Source organism: Streptomyces pimonensis (genome assembly GCF_041380215.1).
Lineage (GTDB): Bacteria > Actinomycetota > Actinomycetes > Streptomycetales > Streptomycetaceae > Streptomyces > Streptomyces pimonensis.
Map to the genome: position 1 here is coordinate 117,320 of NZ_JAHWZY010000006.1, position 19,602 is coordinate 136,921.

Here is a 19,602-nt window from a genome sequence, read left to right on the forward strand (position 1 = left end):
CTCGTACTCGGTGCCGCGCGGGGTCCGCCGCCGAGGCCCCGGGCCGTTCCGAGGGGTGGGGCCGGGTCGCTCAGGGGTACGGACGGCCGGTGCGGCGGACCGGCCGTCCTGGCCGGCGGCACGGACGGATCCGGTCGTGCGGTGAGCGGACGGACACCACGCTCACGGCGTCGGACGGGTCAGGTCGGGTGGGTTCGCGGCGTCTGCACTCTTCGTCCCCCTCGCACTGAACGTCACCCGTACGGCCTGCGCCTAGCACCCTACATCGGTACTCCCCTCCACCCCGTGCCGAATGCCCGACCGCACCCGCCCGTGCGGACCGCTCCGGTCCCGGCCGTGGGGCGCTACGGCCGCCATCGCCCCGAACGGTAGGCGTCCAGCAGGTTCCGGCTCGCGACCGTGAAGGGGCGCTCGGGGCCCAGGCCGCGGTCCCGCCGCTCGACGACGTCGGTCATCAGCGCGATCCCCTCCTCCGTGTGTCCGAGCGCGGCTCGGGTCCGGGAGAGGAGCTGCCGGGCGGCGAGCACGATCGGGCACTCGGGCCCGAACCGCCGCTCATACGTTTCGGCGGCCTGCCGGATCTCCCGGTCGGCCTCGTCGAAGCGGCCCAGGAGGTACAGCGCCCACGCGTGGTTGTGCCGGGCGCCCAGGGTCACGGTGTGGTCGGGGCCGAGGACGTGTTCGCACTCCGACGGCAGCGTGAGCAGTGCGCCGCCTTCCTCGGTGACCACGTCGGCGGCGGGCAGCATCTCCAGCAGGCCGGCGCGGGCCCGCAGGGTCAGCGGATGCGCGGGGCCCAGCGCGGAGCGCCGCCCGGCGACGGTGTCGCGGAGCAGCGCGACGGATTCCTCCCGTCTGCCGAGGTTCGCCAGTGCGAGCTGGAGGCCGTAGCCGCTGTCCGTGGTGTCGGGGTCGTCGGCGCCGAACAGTCGCTCCTGGGCGTCCCGGATCGCGCGGAGCGCCGCTTCGGCTTCGGCGTACCTGCCCAGCCGGAACAGGGCCCGTCCCGCCCTGGAGCGGGCGGCGAGGACCGTACGGTGGTCCGCGCCGAGATGTCGCTGGGCGAGGTCCGCGGCGTTCCGGGCGGTCTCCCAGGCCAAGAGGTAGTCGCCGGTCCGGTGCAGGGCGACGGCCAGCCGCGTCGCGACGGCCAGGGCGTCGGTGGCGGACGGCCCGCCGATGTGCCCCAGCAGGGCCAGTGCGTGCGGCACCAACAGGCGCAGCCTGGGGTCGTGCGGACCGGCGTCGGGTACGCCGGGCACGGCTGCGTCGAGCAGCCGGACGGCCGTAGTGTCGAGGGTCGGATGCCCGGTCGGGCCGAGCGGGTCCGTCACGGAGCGACCGCGCGTACGAGGAGCGTCCCGATGTGCCCCGGGTGAGGTGCGTCGAGCACCTGCGCGTCGGCCGTGGCGAAACCGGCTCGGGTGAGCAGGCGTTCCCAGACGGCCGGCCGGTAGCTGTAGCGGTAGGTGAACATCGCCTTTCCGGCGAAGCCTCCCTTGTACATGCCCTGCGGCCCGTACGCGCCGGGGATGGCGGGCGGCTGCGAGAACACGAAGACACCGCCGGGCCCGAGCCTCCGGCGGACAAGGGGGAAGAGACGGCTCGGGTCGGTGAACCAGGCGGCTCCGAAGATCGAGTAGACCGCGTCGTACACCTCCTCGTGCCCGCTCAGGTACTCCAGGACCTCGGCGCATACGAACTCCGCACCCGTGCCGTGCCACTTCGTCGTGGTCTTCTCCACCATGACGGGAGACAGGTCGACCCCCCGGGCGACGATGCCGCGCTCGGCGAGGTGGGCGAGGGCGCGGCCTGTGCCGCAGCCGATCTCCAGCACGCGGCGCGGGTCACCCAGCAGTTCCGGGCCGGGGCCGTGCCCGGCGTACTGGGTCCAGCAGAAGCTCGGCTCCGCGTCTTCCTTGAAGGCGGAAGCGGCGAACGTGTCCCACAGCTCCGTCTCGGCGGCGATGTCGTGTGGTGCGGGCAAGGCGATTCCTCTTCGCAGGGGCCGGCCCCTGTCATCGGCGGGACTGACGGCAGGGGCCAGGGTAGGGCTGTTCAGTGGCTGTCGGGGACCTTGTTGTCGCACGGTGAGCAGTCCGTGCCGTCGATCGCCCACAGCTCCTCGTCGATGTCGAAGCCGATGGACTTCAGGAAGTCCGCCGAGCGCAGGCACAGGCCGTCACGGCGGCGCTCGATGAACGGGGCGTGGTGCTTGTAGCGGCCCTCGTTGTACGCGTCGCAGAGGGCCCACCACACGGGTGTGTCGAGGATGAGCTGGTGGACGCCGATGTCGACGAGCTTGCCGACCCCGAGGTGGACCTCCGGGTGCTCCATGCAGCCGATGGTGTACATGACGGCGTTGCCGAGGATGCGTTCGGCCATGTCGCGGACCATCGTGTGGTCGCGCAGCAGCAGGGCCACCTCGCGGTCCCAGAGGGTCATGCCGCCGTCCAGCACGTTGACCGTGAGGTGCCTGATCCGGGGCTGAACGGCGTTGAGGAGTTCCTTCGGGTCCCGCGTGCGGGTGCTCAGGGGTCGGTCGAGGGTGACGGTCATGGGCTGCTCCTCCGTGGAATGGGCGTGTCGAACCTCTACGGGCACGCTAAAAGCGGAGCACCAGCCGGCAGTACACTGTTTTCTCGATTTTTCTCAGTGTGGCCACGGGATTGCTGGCGTTTTCTGCTGAACCCTGCCTGACTCCGTGGTGCCGGGCCGGACCACCGACCATGCTGAGGGGGTCAACACCCCGCGAAAGGGAGAGCGTCCATGGTTCGTCGGTTGCGCTTCACCGACACGGACAGCAAGGTCGACGGTTGCCCCGCCCTGCACACGGACGAAGACACCGGTGAGATCATCGTTCAGGGCACGCCCGTCACGGACCCCGAAGACCTCGCACAGCTCCGGCACTTCGGGGCCGGCGAGGCAGCGGTGGCCGTGCCGCGCGAGCTGCTCGTGAACTGGGGGCCGAGGGAGATGGAGCGGGCACCGGAACTCGTGGACCGGGCCTCCTTCCGCTGCCTGTTCGAGACCTTCGAGCACACCGCCTGGCGGCTGGAGACACGGCGCGGCTACGCGTCGGACCGACAGGACCCCGACTTCCAGGCGTTCCTGGCCAACGGCTCGTCGCCCTGCGACCCCGACGAACCCTGGTTCGTCACCATCAAGGCCCAGACGGACGCCGGCAAGACGGTCGGCCGGGTGCGCGTCGCCGACGCCCCGCCCACCACGGAACAGCTGTTCCTGCTCGACTACGCCCGGCACAACGCCGCCTTCGGCGAGGACATCCGGTATCTGTGGCGCGAGGACGCCGAGCGAGCCGGCCTGCCCGCCGAGGACTTCTGGATCTTCGATTCACGGCTGGTCGCCCTGCTGCACTTCGATGACGGGGACAACCTGCTCGACATCGAGCTGATCACCGAACCGGCTGAGGTCGTGCGGTACGCCATGGTGCGTGACGCGGCGATGCACCACGCCGTCCCGCGCGACCGGTTCGCCGCGCAGGTGGCCACGACTGAATAGCGCGTGACCGGTGAGCACCGACTATCAGCAGGCACGGGCGGCGTTGGGTGCGCGGCTGCGCGAACTCCGTTTCACGTGCCCCGGTGGTCGGCTCACCGGTCAGCAGCTCGCCCAGCGGCTCGGCTGGCCGAGCTCCAAGGTCAGCAAGCTGGAGAACGGCAGGCAGACGGCCACCCCCGAGGACCTGCGGGCGTGGGCCGACGCGACCGGGCAGCCGGGGGTGTACCCCGAACTCGCTGCTCGGCTGGCCGGGTTCGAGTCGCACATCAGGTCATGGCGCCGAGCGCTGGCGAACGGCTTCAAGCCCCTTCACCAGGGGCTGAGCGCCGAGATCGACCGCACCTCCGACCTGTGGATCTGGGAGGAGTCGGTGATCGCCGGATTGTTGCAGACCCCGGAGTACGCCCGGCATGTCATCCAGCGGTACTCGGAGCTGCTGGGCGGAGCCGACGACGTCGAGGCAGCCGTCCGCTCCCGGGTGCGGCGCCAGGAATGGTTGTACCGGTCCGGGCGCAAGCTGCACGTGGTGATGTGGGAGGCCGCGTTGCGGTCCCTGATCTGCCCGCCCTCGGTGCTGGCGAGCCAACTCGACCGCCTCAACGGCATGATCGGTATGGACACGGTCGAGCTGGGTGTCGTCCCCTTCACGGCGTCCGTCAAGATCGTGCCTGCCAACGGCTTCTGGGTGCTCGACGACCGACTGGTCGTCGCCGAGGACTGGCACGCCGAACTGTGGCTGGACGACGCCGACAACATCGCCTTGTACAAGAAGGTCTGGAAGATCCTCAGCGAATCGGCGGCGTACGGGGCCGACGCCCACAACCTCATCAACTCGGCCCGCCGGTCTCTGAACCCGCGGTGATGGCGCTGCGGGCGTGCGTCCTGGGCAAAACATCGCGAGCAGCCGTAGTGCCGGCGAACCCGGCTCGCGCCTCCGCCGAAGGCAGAAGGCCGCTCCCTTGGGGCGGGCGGCCAGGAGTGCTTTTGCGGCGTCAGGGCCTGGGGTCCTCCAGCTTGGCGGCAGTAGTGTCCGGGGCGTGCAGTTCAGCGTCCGCTGAGGCCAACGTCTCGTGTTCTTCCACGACTTCGCCGTCCACGACGTCCCCCTCCGTCACCCGGTGCGACGGGTCCGCCAGGGGCAGGCCGGCAAGGTGCTTCTTGAGCCTCCTGGCCATCGGAAGGTACGTCGAGAGAGTGAGCCCGCCGGACACGACGGCCCCGACGACGGGGATGGCCTTGGAGACACCCTTCGCGAAGGACTGCTTGGTCATCTGGACGCCGAGGTAAGCCGCGGACTTCTTCACGATCGGGTAGATGACACCCTTGGTGAGCGCCTTCTGGGGCAGCTTCTTCGCGACCTGCTTCGACATCATCCCGGCGACCTTGCCCACGGCGGCGTTCGCCGACTGGGTGCCGAACATCACGCCGAAGAACAGCGTGAGCACCCCCATCGTCGCGTCGTCGACGCCCTCCCCCTCCTCGGCGAACAGATCGGGCCAGCTGTAGAGGTAGGCGAGCTTCTGCGCGATGCGCAGCATGTGGCCGACGTACTGGGCCAGGTCGGCGGGCACCGTGGCGGGCAGGGCGAGGATGCTGGGCATCCCGGCGGCGGCCGAGAGAGCGCTGACCTTGGCGGTTTCGTAGCGGATGGAGTCGTTGGCGACCTTGTCGAGGAGCTCGACCGTGATGCCCGCGGCAGCGGGAGTCTCCTCTATCGCTCGTCGGATCTCTTCCTCGGAGCAGTGGCGAGCGAGCGCACTGCGGAGGTACGCCTCCCTGTGGATCCGCACACCGGGGAGCTTCGCCGCTGCCAGCAGCACCGCGAAGAAACGCGACTCGGGGTTCTCGACCTCTTTACCCTTTTTCATGGCAGGAACTACAGGAGCACCGCACGCCAAAGGCCGGCGTGTCTCGGCTCCGTTGAGACCTCGTGATGTGAGTGACGGTGGTGTGAGGCCGGCTCCCTTCACGGTGTCGAGCGTCACCCGGGGAGGGGCACTACGTCCGCTTGGCGTGTCGGACGAAGATCGTCCAGGTGTCCCGCAGGACGGTCACGGTTCCCCGACTGCGTGCTTTCGTGTCCCGGACCATCACCTTGTTCGGATCGCTGTCGGCCAGTTCAACGCAGTTCTGTGTCTCGGTGTAGGAGCTGGTTCGCCAGTTCGGGGTCACGGGCTTCATGGGGCCGCTCTCCTAGTCCGTAGGCATCTGGTCGAAGTGCTGAATCGCTGTGGAGATGAGACCGCGGACGGCGGTGCCGTAGACCGCTGACTGTTTCAAGAGGGCGAACGCCTTGGTGTACAGCTCGATTTCTCGGGGCTGGGTGACGGAGAGCTCAGCCGAGTAGGTCTCGACGAGGACGAGTCGGCTGTCGAACATCGAGAACGCGTTGCCCGGCCAGATGAAGGTGGGGGCGGACTTGGGGACGATGCCCAGGCTGAGGCGGGGAAGTCTCATCACGGCCAGGAGACGGTCGAGTTGCCCCTTCATCACTTCCGAACCACCGAAGTTGGTGTACAGGGCCTGTTCGCCGAGGAGGACGTTGAAGATGCGGTCGCCCCTGTACAGGTACTGCTGGCGCTCAAGTCGCTTGGCCACGGCCGCTTCGGCGTCATCGGGAATCTCGTAGTAGCTGACGCCCTGTCGGAGGACTTCGGCAGCGTACTCAGAGGTCTGGAGGGTTCCCCAGATGAGCGTGGGGTGCCAGATGCGGAAGACCTTGGTCTTGGCGTACACCGGAATCGCCTGGCGCTGTCGTTTCTCGACGCCGGTCTGGAGTTGCCTTCGCCATTCGAGCCACAGCTCGTCGACATGGCGGACGATCGCGACCAGGTCACCCAACTGCTCGCCCCGGCCGGTCGTCTCGCACCAGACGCGCATGTCGTCCTCGCTGGGGCGCTGCTTGCCGTTCTCGATGCGGGAGACCTTCGACTCCTGCCACGAGGTGGCACGGGCGAATGCCCGGCCGCTGGTGAATCCGGCGTCCTTACGGAAGCCACGCAGCCGGGCACCGAGCGCCTGCAGCGCCTCTTCCACCTGCTTGCTCACGGGTCGGTCAGGGCTTGTACTCGGGATGGGGAATGGCGTCTGCCCACAGCAGGTCCCGCAGGCGCACGCACTCGGCCACGGTGTCGGGGTCCTCGACGATCTCCGACCCGAGCACTCTGCCGTCCGAGTCGAAGTGTCCGACTGCGAGGAGGCGGTTGTCGTACAGCCACCAGTCGTTTCCCTCCACGGGAAGTGTGACGCCCTCGGGCAGGTGGTGTCGGGGCAGCCAGCGGATCTTCTCGCCGGCCTCCTCGTTGAGGCCGGTGGTGGCGTGCTCCCACTGGATGTAGAGGGTGTGGGGCTCGGTGACCACGCGGACGCGTCGGACTGTCTTCCCTTCCCCGGTGACGCGCCTGATGAGTTGCGTCCACGGTTCCATGTAGGAGTAGTCGACGCGCTCGCCGCGGAGCCAGCTCGCGAAGGGGCTGTCCTCGTCGGGGACGGAGTAGTCGTCCCTCAGCTCCAGATGGAATGCGTCCTGTGCGAAGCCTTCAAAGAGCTGGTTGCGCTCGGCGCTGGAGATCAGCTCCATGCGGTTCCTCCAGTAGGGCGGTGATCGCGGGCTTGGACACCTCGACCACGGTCTCGTAGTCCGGAATCTCCATCTGGGCCAGGGCCTCGATGTCGGTGACCTCCCGGCCCTGGACGACGAACGTACCGCCCGGCGTGAGGATCATGATCGGGTCCTCGATGCGCCTGACCTCTCCGGCCGGCAGGCCGTCCTTCACGAGGTGCTCGAACAGCTCTGTGGGGACCTCCACCGCCGTCTCCCCCTCCGGGATCTCAAGCTGCGTCAACAGGTCGTTCGCGAAGATCTTCCAGCCCTGGACAAGGTAGGTGTCCCGGTCTGTGGCGTACAGGGTCGGGCAGTCACCGACCGTGGAGTTCTTACCAAGGAACCGTAGCTTCATGGTCGTTCTCCTGTCTGCTGCCTTGCTCAGGTTTGCGCGACATGGCGATGGTCTGCGGGCCGTTCCGGGCCGTCAATCGAGTTGCCGCAAACTCGCGCAATCTCCTGGGGACTTGGGTGACGACTGCTCTACGTTCGTCTCCGTACCCGAACAACCGACGCAGCCGCCGCGCGTTCCGGTACCGAGGGAGATGCGCTGTGGCCATCGTGACCGACAGACGCGGGGCTCCAGCCGTCGACAACCTGCCCCTCGACCCGCATCCGATCGCGGACGGCATCGACGCCACCCTGAGGACGGAGCCGTACATCGTGTTCAAGCACCGAGCGTTGAGAAGTGTCGGCAACCAGGCTCCGGTCCGGGTCACGAAGGACCGCACACTCCGGGTCAAGGTCATCGATGCCTGCGGAATGACCTGCACCTTCTGCCACAACGAAGGCACACCCGTCAGCGGCGACAACCACGCTCGGACCGCCGGCGAATTCGGCGCTGTCGGCCGGTCGGGACGGGTCTCCCTCTACCTGGCGACCAACGGAGCGCGCTTCGTGGCAGCTCCCATGTTCCCTGATGACGCCTTTCGCGCCGCCCTGGCGAGGCTGCGTGACGCCCTGGGCTTCGAGGAGGCTCACCTCACGGGAGGGGAACCGACCCTGCACCCCAAGCTCGCGGCGATCGTCGCCGTGGCCAGGGAGGAGGGATACGAGGTGGGCGTCACCTCCAACGGTGAGAACGGCGCCGGAGTCCTCCCCGCGTGCGCGAAGGCGGGCCTGGGCCGCGTCAACTTCTCGATCTTCGGCACCACACCCGAGGAGCTGGCGCGAGTGCAGAACGTCCGGTTCCGGACGGCTTCCCTGGCGGCGCGGAAGATCGAGGCGCTGGAGCGATCGATCCAGGTGGCGACCGACGAGGGAGTCGGCGTGAGCGCGAACGTGGTCATCCCGGACCACAGCCACATCGAGCGCGTCCACCGGCTCCTGGACCGGTACTCTCCGCAGGTGTCGTTGAGGATCCTGTCGTCGCTGGCCGACGGGGACAAGTCACTGGACGCCATCGACGAGCTTCTCGGCGGCCTCGGCGCGGTGCCTCGGGAAGTCCACGTCATCGCTGGAAGCTCCGGATTCCGCATCTCCTACACCCTGCCCGGCGGACGCGTGATCAAGGTCAAGCACATTCGGCCCCTGCGCCTGCCCGAGACCTGCGCGAGCTGCCGCTTCAACAACACGACCGACTGCCATGAGGGTTACTACGGGGTCCGTCTCTACCGCGACCCCAGGGGAACCTTCCACGTAGGCGTCTGCATTCAGCGCATGGACCTCTGTCTGTCCATCGACGAGTTCCTGGACGGCGCCGTGTGCAGGGAGATCAGCACGATGCGCGAGCAGGAGTTCCACGCCCTGACCGCGCAGACCGTCACATGACAAGGAGAACCATGGCACAGAACGAATACGAAGCGAAGTTCCTGGAGATCGACGTGGAGGCCACCCTCGACGCCCTGCGCACTGCCGGGGCGCAACGGGTCTTCCCCAGGACCATGTTCACGCGTCTGATCTTCGAGAACGACGCCGTGCAGGGCGAGCAGTGGCTGCGGTTGCGCGACGAGGGCGGCAGGACGACGCTCACCCTGAAGCAGGTCACCGACGCGACACACATCCACGGGACCACCGAGATCGAGATCGAGGTCGACGACCTGGCCAGGACCGCGGAACTCCTCGCGGCGCTCGGCCTGCGGCAGGTCCGCTACCAGCAGAACTACCGCGAGGAATGGCACCTGGACGGTGTCACCTACGACTTCGACACCTGGCCGGACCTCCCCACCTTCCTGGAGGTCGAAGGCTCTTCCGAGGCTGCCGTGAAGGAGGCGGTGGCGGGACTCGGCCTGGACTACGACCAGGCCCGCTTCGGCAGCATCGACCTGATCTACAAGAGCGAAGCGGGGCGTGACATCCTCGCGGAGCCCACGCTCCTCTTCGCCTGATCCGGCCGGCACCTCGGCGGTGTGCCCGCGGCAGCGGCCTGGCTTCCGACACTTCCGACATCACCGCTCAGAGCGGGTGGAGGCTTTCACCCGCGCACAGGGCCCTCGGCAAGCACGCGCCCACCGAGGGCCCTGTCCCGTCAGAGTGCCGCGAACTCGACGAACGCGGCCCACGCCGTGGGTTCTACGGCGAGTGCGGCGCGGGTGGTGTCCTTCGAGTCGCGGACGTGGACTTCGGCGGGGCGGGTGGCGACCTCGACGCATTCGCCGCCTTCCTCGCTGCTGTAGCTGCTCCTGCGCCATACCAACTGGTCTATCTGCGGCTGATGTACGTGCGCGTTCATGGCTCTCCCAGCAACTTCTCTACGTACGCCAATGATTCACGAGGAGTCAGGGCCTGCGCCCGGATGATCCCGTACTTGGCTTCCAGCGCACGGACGCGGTCCCGCTCCGTTTGCAGGCGGCTGACGTTCTGCACCTCGGCGTACGCGATCCTCCGCCCTTCCTTCGTTTCGATCAAGGTGAAGGGACCAGCCATACCTGCGTTCTCCTCACGGTCGAGCGGCATCACCTGGATCTCGACGTTCCGCTGCTGCCCCATCAGGAGAATCTGCTCAAGCTGGCCACGCAGGATGCCTCGGCCTCCGATGGGACGCCTCAACACTGCCTCATCCATGACGAAGCTGGCGAGCAGCGCGTCACGGCTGGACAAGATCTCCTGCCGGTCCAGGCGGGCACCCACCCGCTGTTCGATCAGCTCGTCGCGCATGGGTGGCCGCATCATCATGAAAATGGCCCGCGCATACTCCTCCGTCTGCAAGAGTCCAGGCACCGCCTGGTTCGCGTACACATGCAGCTCGACGGCCTCCGCCTCCAAGCGTGCCGCATCCCGGAAGAACGCCGGATACTGAGCCCGAGCCACCTCCTCCTTACTCGCGCTCAACACCCCACCTGCACACAGCACTTCATCCGCCTGGTCGATGAACCTGGGCTGCGGAATACGTCTCGCCTGCTCGAACGACGCGATCGTCGAGGCCGAGTACCCGGTCAGGGACCCGAGCCCCGCGCGGTCCAGGCCCGCCCGCTCCCGGAACAGCTTCAACTGCCGTCCGAACACGCACAGCATGCCCGTCCCGACCTCGTACTCCTCCGGCTGCTGAACCTCGTCGTCCACGCCACAGCTCCTCTCGTGCAACCGCCCAGTCGGCCAACTCGGGGCCTGGGAACCGGTCACGCCCAACACCGGGTACAAGCGCACCGACCGCGTGTACAGCCCGCCCCCGTCAGTGCATCGCTCCTGGTCAACGCTACGCAGAGTTCGCGACCGTTGACCCTATGAAGTCAGAAACTCCCCTGAATGGGCATCTGCCGCAGCACCCCGCACCCGAACGCGAGTTCGCCATGCGCTTCACCTCGACGTCGCGCGGTGCCCGCCTCGCCCGCCGACTCGTCTCGCACCGCCTGGACGACTGGGGGCACCCCTATACGACCCCGGTCAACGAGACGCTCACCCTCATCACGTCGGAACTCACCGCCAACGCCGTCCGCCACGGCTACGTCCCCGGCCGGGACTTTCACGTCCAGCTCGTCCTGACCGAGGGCACCTTCCGCATCGAGGTGACCGACACCCGCGCTGAAAAACAGCCCCCGGTCGCCAGCCCTTCGGCAACCGACTCGCTTTCCGAGTCCGGCCGGGGCCTGCTTCTGGTCGCCGCCCTCGCGGACGACTGGGGCGTCAGCCCTCGCAAGGCCGCCCCAGGCAAGACCGTGTGGGCGGAGCTGCGCGTGCAGCACCAGGGCCACCCGCTTGAACACCGGGTGGCCCCTGAACCGACGGATGTCGATCTGCTCCTGGCTACTGCTTCGCTGCTGCGCGACGACTTCGGGTCGCGGCCGCAGGACGCCAGCCACGGAGGTCGTCGTCCGTGAGACCGTGCTCACCCTGCTTCTGCTGGCGGTAACCGGCGAAGAAGTCCGCCGGGGAGCCGCTGTAGAGCATGTCGAACTCGTTGTGCCACTGGTACAGCCACGGCTGGAGCTCCAACAGGCCGGCGAGGAACGGCGTGATCTCCTCGGTGGACAACGCAGTGTTGGTGAAGTACGTGGCGAGGGCCTGCGCCTGCTCCCGATGGCCCCAGCCGGCCCAGCCATACAGCTCGGGGGTGGAAGCATTGGTCTGCCCGTAGGAGATGAACCGTTCCTTGGGCACGTCCAACTTGCCGCGCGCTCTCCAGTAGGACGGGCGGAGGAAGTCGGCCGAGGTGTACTTCGGCGGTACGGGGATGGAGTCCCGGATCTTCCGCTTGGCGGGCTCGTCTGGGGCGGCATCCTCCTTGCGCTGAAGGTCCCACACCTCTTCCCAGTCGGCGCGCTTCTTCAGGCCGGAGGGCTTGTAGCGCAGGGCGGAAAGGAACGGCACGTGCTCGTCGGTGACCAGCTCGGCAACGACCTTCGCCAGTTCCTTGCGGGGGGCGTAGAGCTTGGCGACGGAGACGAAGTCCTCATCGCGCGAGAGGGCGTCGGTGAGGCGGGCCAGGGTGAGGATGGTGGGCTGGCCGTTCTCATCGAACCAGAAGTCGCGGTTCTCTATGCGGTCGAGCAGCCAGGCGCGGAGGGCCTTCTCTTGGAGTACATCCCAGCCCTCAGTAGCCCAGCGACGCTTGTACTCAGGGCGCTCGACCATGTTAATGGCACGGTTAGCCTCAATGGCGTCGATGCGCTTCTGGACGACCTCCCGGTATCGGACGGGCCAATGGGCGGGGATTTCGCTTATGGGATCAAACTTATGATTGTGATGTTCAAACCAGGAGGTACTGACCTCACCGCGTTCCCTCTTCCGGGCCAGCACGATAGCGAAGGCTCGTTCAGCAGGGGCGACCAGAGGAATATCCTCGGCGGGCGCTACGATCTCCTGGTCAAGGAGACCATAGAAAGCGTAGACCTGCCAATCCAGTTCTTCTTGGATGGCAACCATACGGCCACGGATCGCCTCCCACTTCTCGCGACCCTCACGTAGCGCAGTCACATTAGGCACTCCGCTGGAAGCAATGGCGGAGGGGCTAGTCGTAGCTAGCTCCTGCGCAAGGCCATCCAGAGCAGTGCCGAAACTCAAGGGAAGTATAGAAGGAACTGGGAACCCCTCAAGCTTGGTTCCCGTGAACTCGAAACGGTGCTCCCAAGGCTCATCCGCTCCTGCTACATCCGCACCGGGCCGCCCCTTGTCATGACTGACCTGCCGAAGCCAGAAGCCAGCCGTGGAACTGTTGAGCAGTCCCAGCAACCGGAAATAGTCCTCTTCACTCGCCCCTTCCCGCAACTTGATCACTGGAGCAGTCTGCTTGAACACCTTTCCACCCCTATCGAGTGCGAAGTGATTATGGGTGGCCACAAAGGGAAAGGAGATGCCAAACACTGCCGAGTAGCGCTCGGGATGCCACCTACTCCACTCATACCAAGTGAGCCCGATCTCCTCATGAGTACCGCCTGGTTCACGCCGTTCGCGAAGCAAAGGACGGTAGCACCAAAGCATTGAAGCGAAGTCGTCCGTCAACTCGGGCTGGAGATTGCTTCCGTAAGGAAAAATTGACTCAGTGTCAGGGCTGATATTCCAGTCCCTGACAGCATCACCGCCAACGAGTGGCACAGTGTGCGATTTGGCAACTCTGTATCGCGCCCAAGTATTGGTTGGCGCAAAATAGGCGTCGTCGCTACCCGTATGAGCATATCGGCCGATAGTGCGCCGAACTTCACTCAGCGTGCCGATCTTGGCTGCTTCAATCTGCTCATTCAATTCCAGGCCGCCGTCGGCCAAATTCCAGGGCTGTTTTCCGAAGTAGCGCCCCCGCTCCAAGTCATCCACCGAAACCCACTGGCTCACCGAACCGGGCTTGTCGACCTGCTCTACGATCGCCCGCCAGACCAACCCTTCCTCGGCGTTCTCCGGCGCCGATGGCTCCCCCTGCACGCTTCGCACTGTGCGAATCGACGTCGACCGCCCCTTGCCAGCACGGCGCTTGCCCACCAAAATGACTGTGGGCGTGCCGTGCCCCGGGATGTACGCACCCGAAGTGTCGATGACCTCAGTCAACTCGACTTCGTGAGCGAAGTACTGTTCGATAAGCTTGGTGCCGAACTCTCGCTTCATGAACGAGTTCGCGGTGATCTGGCCAACCATGCCGTACCCGCTACCCCCGGAATCTCCCCGCTTGGCCAGCTCGAAGAACCGCTGCGCAAAAGGAACTGATAGCGCATACTGCAAAGCGCATGCATTGTACAGATCCTTGTACAATGCATTGAGCCGCTTATCCTTCACCGTCACATACGGCGGATTGCCAACCACTACGTGGTAGCGCCCCTGCTGCAAGATTTCCAGATGCTCGTGCACATCCTCCGTGGCGTATGCGAACGACGCGAGCGGATCATCCCCCCCGTCCTCGTCCCCACCCAACGTCAGTTCCAGCTGCCGGGCCTTGATGAGCGAGTCACCCACCGCCAGGTGCATCGGCCATTCGTATTTTGAAGCCTCCGCCAGCGTGCGCACCCCACCCGCAGCCATTGCCGCAACAAGCAACCGGAACCGCGCGATAGCCACCGCGAACGGGTTGATGTCCACACCGTGCACCGAGTCCAGCGCAGCCCGCACCCGCTCGTGCACGTCCTTCCCCGGCTGCCCCTCCCCCCACAGCCGCACCAACCGCCGAAACGCCCCCAGCACGAAGTGCCCCGACCCACACGTAGGGTCGATCATCTTCAGGCCCTCGTACCCGAACTCCCGCACTGCCGGATTCATTGTCCGGTCGAGGATAAACTCCTCCACGAACTCCGGCGTCTGGAGCAGCGCGTACGTCTTGCGCGCAGCCTCGCTCAGGTCCTGGTACAAGTCCCCCAGGAACCGCGTGTCCCAGCCCTCCGTGCCGTCCTCGTTCAGCGGGTCGGTGAAGTCGTGGACGAGGACGCCCGCCTCGTCGCGCCCCCGCCAGAACTCGACCAGCTCGCGCGCACCGTCGTGCGACAGCGGAACCTGGTACAGCGGGTTGTGCCGCTTGTCGAAGAGGAGCCGACCCGCCTGGCCCTGGCCCAGCTCGTCGAACGCCTTCTCCAGCCACCCCCGGTACGTCGGGTCGTCGTCCGACTCCACGTACGCGTCGTACCGCGACTCCGCCAGCTCGCGCCGGTCACCGTCCGGCCCCGTCAGGTACGGCTCCGGGATCAGCCGGTTGTCCTCGCAGAACCGCACGAAGACCGTGCCCAGCACCCACGCCACCGCGACCTGCGTGACCCGTTCATCGAGCCACGAGTTCCACGTCGCCGCCGTACGCCCGAGCTTGCGCGCCTGGTCGTACTCGGCCCGCAGCCGCTCCCCGACCTCACCGAGCGCCTTCACCTGCTTGCCGAGGTCGGCCTCGACCGCCTTGACCTGCTGCTTCAAGTCGTCCAACAGAGCCTTGCGGTCGATCACTTCGCGTCTCCCTCGACACCACTAGCCACAACCTCGCCGGACCCGCGGTGTGCGTTGCCCACCCACGTGTCCGGAAGCTGGATCCACTCCCCCAGGCCGGCCTGGTACGGCACGGCCACCTGTCCGAGCCTCGGCTCGCGCGAGGGGTCGCTCTGCGGGACCAGGAGCCACAGCCCCCGCCCGCCCCGCCGGGCCACCGACGCCAGCCGGTCGAGGACGCCCATCGCGTCGTACCGGGCGAACACCCCGGCCTCCGTCAGCAGGACGGGCCCCGCCGCACCGCCGCCACCGTTGTCCAGCAGCCCGGCGATCCGGGGCTCGACCGAGCCCCACGCCGTGCGCGCGTACTCCGCGAACCGCACCGCGCCCTTCGAGCCCGGCTCGGCGGCGTCCGCCTTGAGCAGGGTCTCCCAGGTCGGCTTGGTGCCCGGAGTGACCTGCCCGTGCAGGGCCTCCAGGAACAGCTCGGTCACCGACACCGCCCGCACGCCCAGCCGTTCGGCGCCCAGTTCCCGTACCGCGTCCCGTACGAGCTGCTGCCGTACGGTCAGCACCCGGTACCCGTCCCGGCGGGCCGAGGCGAGCAGCCGTTCCTCCGCGCGCACCGCGCCCGCGAGCTGCGGGTCGTCGGCGTACCGCGTCACCGTGCCCGTGCGCGTCGACTGCCGCCACGCGCCCGTCGTGAGGTAGCTGGAGGCGTCCTCCACCCGCGTCGGCAGGTAGCGCAGCGTGCCCGTGTCCTCGCGCATGCTCAGCGACAGCTCGAAGCCCGCGTCGCGCAGCGCCTTGGTGAGCGGGCCGCCGGTCGGCAGTTCGTGGGTCGTGCCGCCGCGTCCGTCCGGGACGCCCAGCTCGGGGAAGCGGGCGCGGACCCGCTCGTGCACGTCCTCACCGGTCAGGCCGGGCTGCCGGCCTTCCGGCACGCCCGGGATCCAGCGGACGAGACCGGCCTGGGTGAGGCGCAGGGCCCGGACGAGGGACAGGTCGCGCGGGTAGATCTCCAGGCGCGGAGTGGCGGCGGCGTTCACCGACGCGGCGGCGGCCAGTTCCACCATGCGCCGCTCGTCCCAGTCGACGGCGCCGGGCGGGACCGTCAGCGCGCCCAGTTCGGCCAGGACGGTCGCGGCCGTCGGCAGGGTGTCCAGCTCGGCCAGCCGGCCGGCCGTCCTGCCGAGGCGCATCGCGTAGTCGAGCAGGCCGGGGGCGGTCGGGGTGTCCGGGGCGTCGTTCTCGCGCACGTCGAGGGCGAGCAGGCCGGCGCCCAGCGACTCGTCGGTCGCCTTGCGGTTCGGCTGGTGCTGGAACTCGGCCTCCTGCGGCACCAGTTGCTCGATCTCGACGACGGCCCGCACCGCCGCCAGGGCCATCGCGCGCCGCTGCTCGCGTCCGGCGAGGTGCGTGCCGCGCCGGACGGCGAGGGCGTCGGCGATCTCCACGGCGGAGGCGACACGCCCCATGCTCTCCAGCAGGTCGATGATCTCGTCGCGCAGCGCCTGGACGGCGGGCTCCGCCTTCCAGCGCTTGCGCTCGTCCTTGAGCATCTGCGGGATGCGGCCGTGGCTGAGGCCGAGCGCGTCGGCGACGTCCTTCTGCTTGGGCCAGACGCCGATGCCGGGCAGGACGCCGTGCTCGTCGGGCAGGCGCAGCAGCAGCCGCACCATCTCCGCCTTGTTGCGGTTGGAGCCGTTGTTGTTGACGGCCGGCACGAGGACGGTGGCGAGGGTGTCGAGGCTGACGGAGCGCAGGGTGCGGGCGGACAGCGCGCCCGCCGACTCGCCCGTCGCGAGCTGTCCGACGAGGGCTGACTCGGCGGCGGTGAGCTGCTCCAGCTCCTCCTTCGCCTCCGCCCGGCCCTTTGCCGTGAGCGGGGAGACGGGGATCTCGCGCAGCCGCTCGCCCCACTCGCGCTGCCGCTGCTGGACCTCGTTGCGGGTCTTGGCGCCGAGGCCGGGGGCGTTGACGAGTTTGCGGCGGCTGTAGTCGAGGAGTTCGCCGACCGTGGTGATGCCCAGGCCGTAGAGGAAGGACTGGGCGGCAAGCGTGAGGCCGGAGACGGTCAGCGGGGTGTCGCGGGTGACCTCGGCGGCGAGGCGGTCACGCTGCTGCTCGGCGGTCTCCGGCTCGGCGTCCGCGATCGCCACCGCGGCGGCGCCCTCGGCGGGGGCGGTCCCGTCGGCGGGCGTCGTGTGGCGGCTGCGGTGGCTGGAGGGGACGGTCTGCGAGGCGTCGAGGAAGACCTTGCGCCAGGCGTCCCGCATCGGCTTCAGCTCGGGGAACCGCTTGCCCGCGTCGCGGTGCAGGGCCTTCTGGAAGAAGGCGACGAGCCCGTCCCGCACGGCCGGGTCGAAGGCCTCGGCCGCGATGGTCGGATACGGCCACTCCTTCTGGTCGGTCATGCGCGGCAGGACGCTGCCGTCGCCCCACTTGGGCAGCTCGCCGGAGGCCATCTGGTGCAGGGTGACGGCGACGGCGTACCGCTCGGCGTGCGAGTCGTAGGAGCCGCGCGTGATGACGTCGACGAAGGGGTCGAGGTAGCCGTCGGTGCCCGCGTCGGTGTTCTTCGCCGGGTAGCCGGCCAGCGAGAAGTCGATGAGGACCAGCTCGCGGGTGCGGTTGGGGCGGATGCGGACGGCGATGTTGTCCGGCTTGATGTCGCGGTGCCAGACGCCCTCGCCCTCCAGGAAGTCGACGGCGCCGAAGAGGTAGTCGCCGTACGCCTCGAGCTGGTCGACCGGGAGGCGGCCGTGCTCGCGGAGCTGGCGGGCGACGGTCTCCTCGCGGCGGCGCGGGCGGGCCGCGCCCTCGGCGCCCTGGGCGTCGTCGTCGCGTTCGTCGCCGACGTACTCCAGCGCCAGGACGGTGCGGCCGGCGATGTGCAGCGGCTCGGGCTCGACGAGGCGGATGATGCCGGAGTGGGGGCGCAGGCGGCGCATGGCCTCGGCCTCGCGGACGAGGATCTCGCCGCGGCTGTCGGAGAGGGCGACCTTCAGCACGGCCAGCGGTCGGGTCCTGCGGGTCTCCGCCTCCAGGTCGCGGACGAGGAAGGCGCGGCTGGTGGAGCCGGTGCCGAGGCGGCGGCGGACCTCCCAGCGGCCGGCGAGCACGTCGCCGGCGACGGCCTCCAGCGGGTCCTTGTCGGCGCTCTCCCCGGTCTCCCCCTCGGCCTGTCCGTCGACGGTCGCGGCGGGGGCGGTGAGGGAGTCCTCGACGACCTCCAGCAGCTCCAGGAACTCGTCGACGCTGGAGAGGCGCTGGCCGGGGCGGTAGGCGGTGGCGGCCTGCACCAGCTCGTCCACGTCCTCGGAGAGGCCGTCCACCAGGGAGCTGGGGCGCAGGCCCTCACCCGCCTCCAGGCGGGCCAGCAGCTCGGCCTGGCTGGCGGCCGGGGCCTTGCCGGTGACCAGCAGGTAGGTGAGGACGCCGAGCCCGTACACGTCGAGGTAGACGGGGTCGGGGCTGAGGGCGGTGAGTTCCGGCGCGAGGTAGGCGTCGGCGTCGTCGGACAGGTGCATGGCGGACAGGGCGGTCGGTGCGAACCGGGTCATGCCCTGGCCCTGGGAGGAGTCGCCGCTGCGCTGGGTGGCGATCTGCCAGTCGGAGATCTGCAGCTGCGGGGCGAGCCAGGCGGCCTCCTCCCCGACGGCCTGCCCCTTGCGGCCGCGCGGCCGGGGGACGACGTGGACGGAGCGGGCGGCGAGCGCGCGGTGGTGGATGCGGCTGGCGTGCGCGGAACGCATCGTCTCGGCGAGCTGGCGCACCAGTGCCATCCGGCCCAGGATGTCCAGCTTCTCCCCGTACCGGACCAGGTACTCGTCCAGCTTCAGGGTGTCCGGGTGGTAGTCGAAGATCAGCGCGGGGCCGGCGGCGTGCCCGGAGGGGAAGTACTGCTTGAGCTGGACGACGCCCTGGTGCTTGAAGCGGCCCAGCACCGCGGCCTCGCGCCGGGCGGCGTTCTCGACGGACTGGCGCAGGGAGGCGTCGGAGCCGCGCTCGCTGAGGTAGATCCGCACGCGCGCGGCCTCGGGCAGGTCGCTGTGGCGGGCGAGGTAGTCCGCCCAGGTCTCTCCGGAGTCGAAGGACTTCCGTTCCAGTTCGTAGGGGCCGACCTTGTACTGGGCGTCGCTCTTGCGGATGCCGATGCTCTTCAGGGCTCCCGCGACCTCGCGCGACCCGATCGCGGTGACGCGGCGACGCTCGTCGCGCGGGGGCTGCTTGAGCATGTCGACCAGCTCGTCGACGGTGTGGACGCCGTTCTGGTCGTGGGCGGGCAGCCGGACGCGGAGGCTGTTGTCGGTGAAGCAGACGGCCTCGGCGACCCAGACCCGCCTGGCGCCGGTCCGGGCGAGCAGGCCGGCCAGCTCCTTGGCCTTGCGGTTGACCAGGTGCAGCGGGTTGCCGTGGGTGCGGCGGTGGCCGCCGGGAGTGGTCTGGACCCAGGTGCCGTTCTCGGAGGTGACCGAGCCGTGCCAGTCCTTCAGCTCGATCATGCAGAGGCCGCCGGGGGCGACGACCAGCAGGTCGACCTCGCGAACGTGGCCGGTGTTCGCGGTGAAGGTGAAGTTCGACCAGGCACGCCAGGGGTCGGAGTCCGGCAGCTTCTGGCGGATCGCCTCCAGGCCGCGGCGTTCGTGCTCGAACTCGGACTCGGTGACCGTGACCCACCGGCCTTCCCGCATGCCTGTTCCCCGCTC

Annotated in this window: 17 protein-coding genes; 5 read left to right on the forward strand and 12 right to left on the reverse strand. The window is 68.5% G+C overall.

All coding sequences use genetic code 11. From position 1 onward, the window contains the following. Positions 1-344: 344 nt before the first annotated feature. From KYY02_RS08385 to KYY02_RS08395, 3 genes are all read right to left on the reverse strand, one after another. Positions 345-1,334 (reverse strand): tetratricopeptide repeat protein, encoded by a 990-nt coding sequence (locus KYY02_RS08385; protein WP_371236972.1) that lies wholly within the window; start codon positions 1,332-1,334, stop codon positions 345-347. Then, complete coding sequence (locus tag KYY02_RS08390) at positions 1,331-1,987, reverse strand: class I SAM-dependent DNA methyltransferase (protein WP_371236973.1); 657 nt, start codon at positions 1,985-1,987, stop codon at positions 1,331-1,333. The genes KYY02_RS08385 and KYY02_RS08390 overlap by 4 nt, the downstream gene beginning before the upstream one ends. A gap of 71 nt (positions 1,988-2,058) precedes the next feature. After that, on the reverse strand, positions 2,059-2,559 hold the full coding sequence (locus KYY02_RS08395) for a hypothetical protein (RefSeq protein ID WP_371236975.1): 501 nt from the start codon (positions 2,557-2,559) through the stop codon (positions 2,059-2,061). Between the two features lie 210 nt (positions 2,560-2,769). Here KYY02_RS08395 and KYY02_RS08400 point away from each other — a divergent pair, with 210 nt between their 5' ends. Both KYY02_RS08400 and KYY02_RS08405 read left to right on the forward strand, forming a co-directional pair. Further along, a complete protein-coding gene (locus KYY02_RS08400) occupies positions 2,770-3,522 on the forward strand; it encodes a DUF6879 family protein (RefSeq protein WP_371236976.1) in 753 nt (250 codons plus the stop codon). Positions 3,523-3,532: 10 nt separating this feature from the next. Next, a complete protein-coding gene (locus KYY02_RS08405) occupies positions 3,533-4,384 on the forward strand; it encodes a helix-turn-helix domain-containing protein (RefSeq protein ID WP_371236978.1) in 852 nt (283 codons plus the stop codon). 130 nt (positions 4,385-4,514) lie between these two features. Here KYY02_RS08405 and KYY02_RS08410 read toward each other — a convergent pair whose 3' ends face one another. The 5 genes from KYY02_RS08410 to KYY02_RS08430 form a co-directional block, all read right to left on the reverse strand. Further along, on the reverse strand, positions 4,515-5,390 hold the full coding sequence (locus KYY02_RS08410; protein ID WP_371236979.1) for a hypothetical protein: 876 nt from the start codon (positions 5,388-5,390) through the stop codon (positions 4,515-4,517). A 130-nt stretch (positions 5,391-5,520) separates the two neighbouring features. Beyond that, entirely contained in the window at positions 5,521-5,703 is a 183-nt protein-coding gene (locus KYY02_RS08415; RefSeq protein WP_371236981.1) for a DUF397 domain-containing protein, read from the reverse strand. Between the two features lie 12 nt (positions 5,704-5,715). Next, positions 5,716-6,570 carry a helix-turn-helix domain-containing protein gene (locus KYY02_RS08420; protein WP_371236982.1) on the reverse strand — a complete coding sequence of 285 codons (855 nt, stop codon included), beginning with the start codon at positions 6,568-6,570 and terminating at the stop codon, positions 5,716-5,718. A 7-nt stretch (positions 6,571-6,577) separates the two neighbouring features. Further along, positions 6,578-7,102, reverse strand: coding sequence for a DUF6879 family protein (locus KYY02_RS08425; RefSeq protein WP_371236983.1), 525 nt, complete (start codon positions 7,100-7,102; stop codon positions 6,578-6,580). Continuing rightward, a complete protein-coding gene (locus KYY02_RS08430; protein WP_371236985.1) occupies positions 7,062-7,481 on the reverse strand; it encodes a hypothetical protein in 420 nt (139 codons plus the stop codon). Before KYY02_RS08430 ends, KYY02_RS08425 begins: the two co-directional genes overlap by 41 nt. Positions 7,482-7,678: 197 nt before the next feature. Between KYY02_RS08430 and KYY02_RS08435 the strand changes: the two genes are divergently transcribed. After that, positions 7,679-8,896 carry a radical SAM protein gene (locus KYY02_RS08435; protein ID WP_371236987.1) on the forward strand — a complete coding sequence of 406 codons (1,218 nt, stop codon included), beginning with the start codon at positions 7,679-7,681 and terminating at the stop codon, positions 8,894-8,896. A gap of 11 nt (positions 8,897-8,907) precedes the next feature. Continuing rightward, the gene (locus tag KYY02_RS08440; RefSeq protein ID WP_371236988.1) at positions 8,908-9,453 is read left to right on the forward strand and encodes a class IV adenylate cyclase; all 546 of its coding nucleotides are present in this window, start codon (positions 8,908-8,910) and stop codon (positions 9,451-9,453) included. A 140-nt stretch (positions 9,454-9,593) separates the two neighbouring features. Here the strand turns inward: KYY02_RS08440 and KYY02_RS08445 are convergent, their stop codons facing one another. Together KYY02_RS08445 and KYY02_RS08450 are read right to left on the reverse strand one after the other, a co-directional pair. Continuing rightward, positions 9,594-9,797 (reverse strand): DUF397 domain-containing protein, encoded by a 204-nt coding sequence (locus KYY02_RS08445; RefSeq protein ID WP_371236990.1) that lies wholly within the window; start codon positions 9,795-9,797, stop codon positions 9,594-9,596. Next, positions 9,794-10,627, reverse strand: a complete 834-nt coding sequence (locus KYY02_RS08450) for a helix-turn-helix domain-containing protein (RefSeq protein WP_371236991.1) — start codon at positions 10,625-10,627, stop codon at positions 9,794-9,796. The genes KYY02_RS08445 and KYY02_RS08450 overlap by 4 nt, the downstream gene beginning before the upstream one ends. A gap of 161 nt (positions 10,628-10,788) precedes the next feature. On the opposite strand from KYY02_RS08450, the gene KYY02_RS08455 reads away from it, so the two are divergent. Then, on the forward strand, positions 10,789-11,382 hold the full coding sequence (locus KYY02_RS08455; protein ID WP_371236992.1) for an ATP-binding protein: 594 nt from the start codon (positions 10,789-10,791) through the stop codon (positions 11,380-11,382). Here the strand turns inward: KYY02_RS08455 and pglX are convergent. Both pglX and pglW read right to left on the reverse strand, forming a co-directional pair. After that, entirely contained in the window at positions 11,309-14,911 is a 3,603-nt protein-coding gene (gene pglX, locus KYY02_RS08460; protein WP_371236993.1) for a BREX-2 system adenine-specific DNA-methyltransferase PglX, read from the reverse strand. The genes KYY02_RS08455 and pglX overlap by 74 nt on opposite strands. Further along, positions 14,908-19,587, reverse strand: a complete 4,680-nt coding sequence (pglW, locus tag KYY02_RS08465) for a BREX system serine/threonine kinase PglW (RefSeq protein WP_371236995.1) — start codon at positions 19,585-19,587, stop codon at positions 14,908-14,910. Before pglW ends, pglX begins: the two co-directional genes overlap by 4 nt. Positions 19,588-19,602 lie beyond the last annotated feature (15 nt).

What these genes read in the sequence shown, in the direction of transcription:
- KYY02_RS08395 (WP_371236975.1), bottom strand. Translation starts at nt 2,559, where the DNA reads ATGACCGTCACCCTCGACCGACCCCTGAGCACCCGCACGCGGGACCCG.
- KYY02_RS08400 (WP_371236976.1), top strand. Translation starts at nt 2,770, where the DNA reads ATGGTTCGTCGGTTGCGCTTCACCGACACGGACAGCAAGGTCGACGGT.
- KYY02_RS08410 (WP_371236979.1), bottom strand. Translation starts at nt 5,390, where the DNA reads ATGAAAAAGGGTAAAGAGGTCGAGAACCCCGAGTCGCGTTTCTTCGCG.
- KYY02_RS08415 (WP_371236981.1), bottom strand. Translation starts at nt 5,703, where the DNA reads ATGAAGCCCGTGACCCCGAACTGGCGAACCAGCTCCTACACCGAGACA.
- KYY02_RS08425 (WP_371236983.1), bottom strand. Translation starts at nt 7,102, where the DNA reads ATGGAGCTGATCTCCAGCGCCGAGCGCAACCAGCTCTTTGAAGGCTTC.
- KYY02_RS08430 (WP_371236985.1), bottom strand. Translation starts at nt 7,481, where the DNA reads ATGAAGCTACGGTTCCTTGGTAAGAACTCCACGGTCGGTGACTGCCCG.
- KYY02_RS08440 (WP_371236988.1), top strand. Translation starts at nt 8,908, where the DNA reads ATGGCACAGAACGAATACGAAGCGAAGTTCCTGGAGATCGACGTGGAG.
- KYY02_RS08445 (WP_371236990.1), bottom strand. Translation starts at nt 9,797, where the DNA reads ATGAACGCGCACGTACATCAGCCGCAGATAGACCAGTTGGTATGGCGC.
- KYY02_RS08455 (WP_371236992.1), top strand. Translation starts at nt 10,789, where the DNA reads ATGAAGTCAGAAACTCCCCTGAATGGGCATCTGCCGCAGCACCCCGCA.
- pglW (WP_371236995.1), bottom strand. Translation starts at nt 19,587, where the DNA reads ATGCGGGAAGGCCGGTGGGTCACGGTCACCGAGTCCGAGTTCGAGCAC.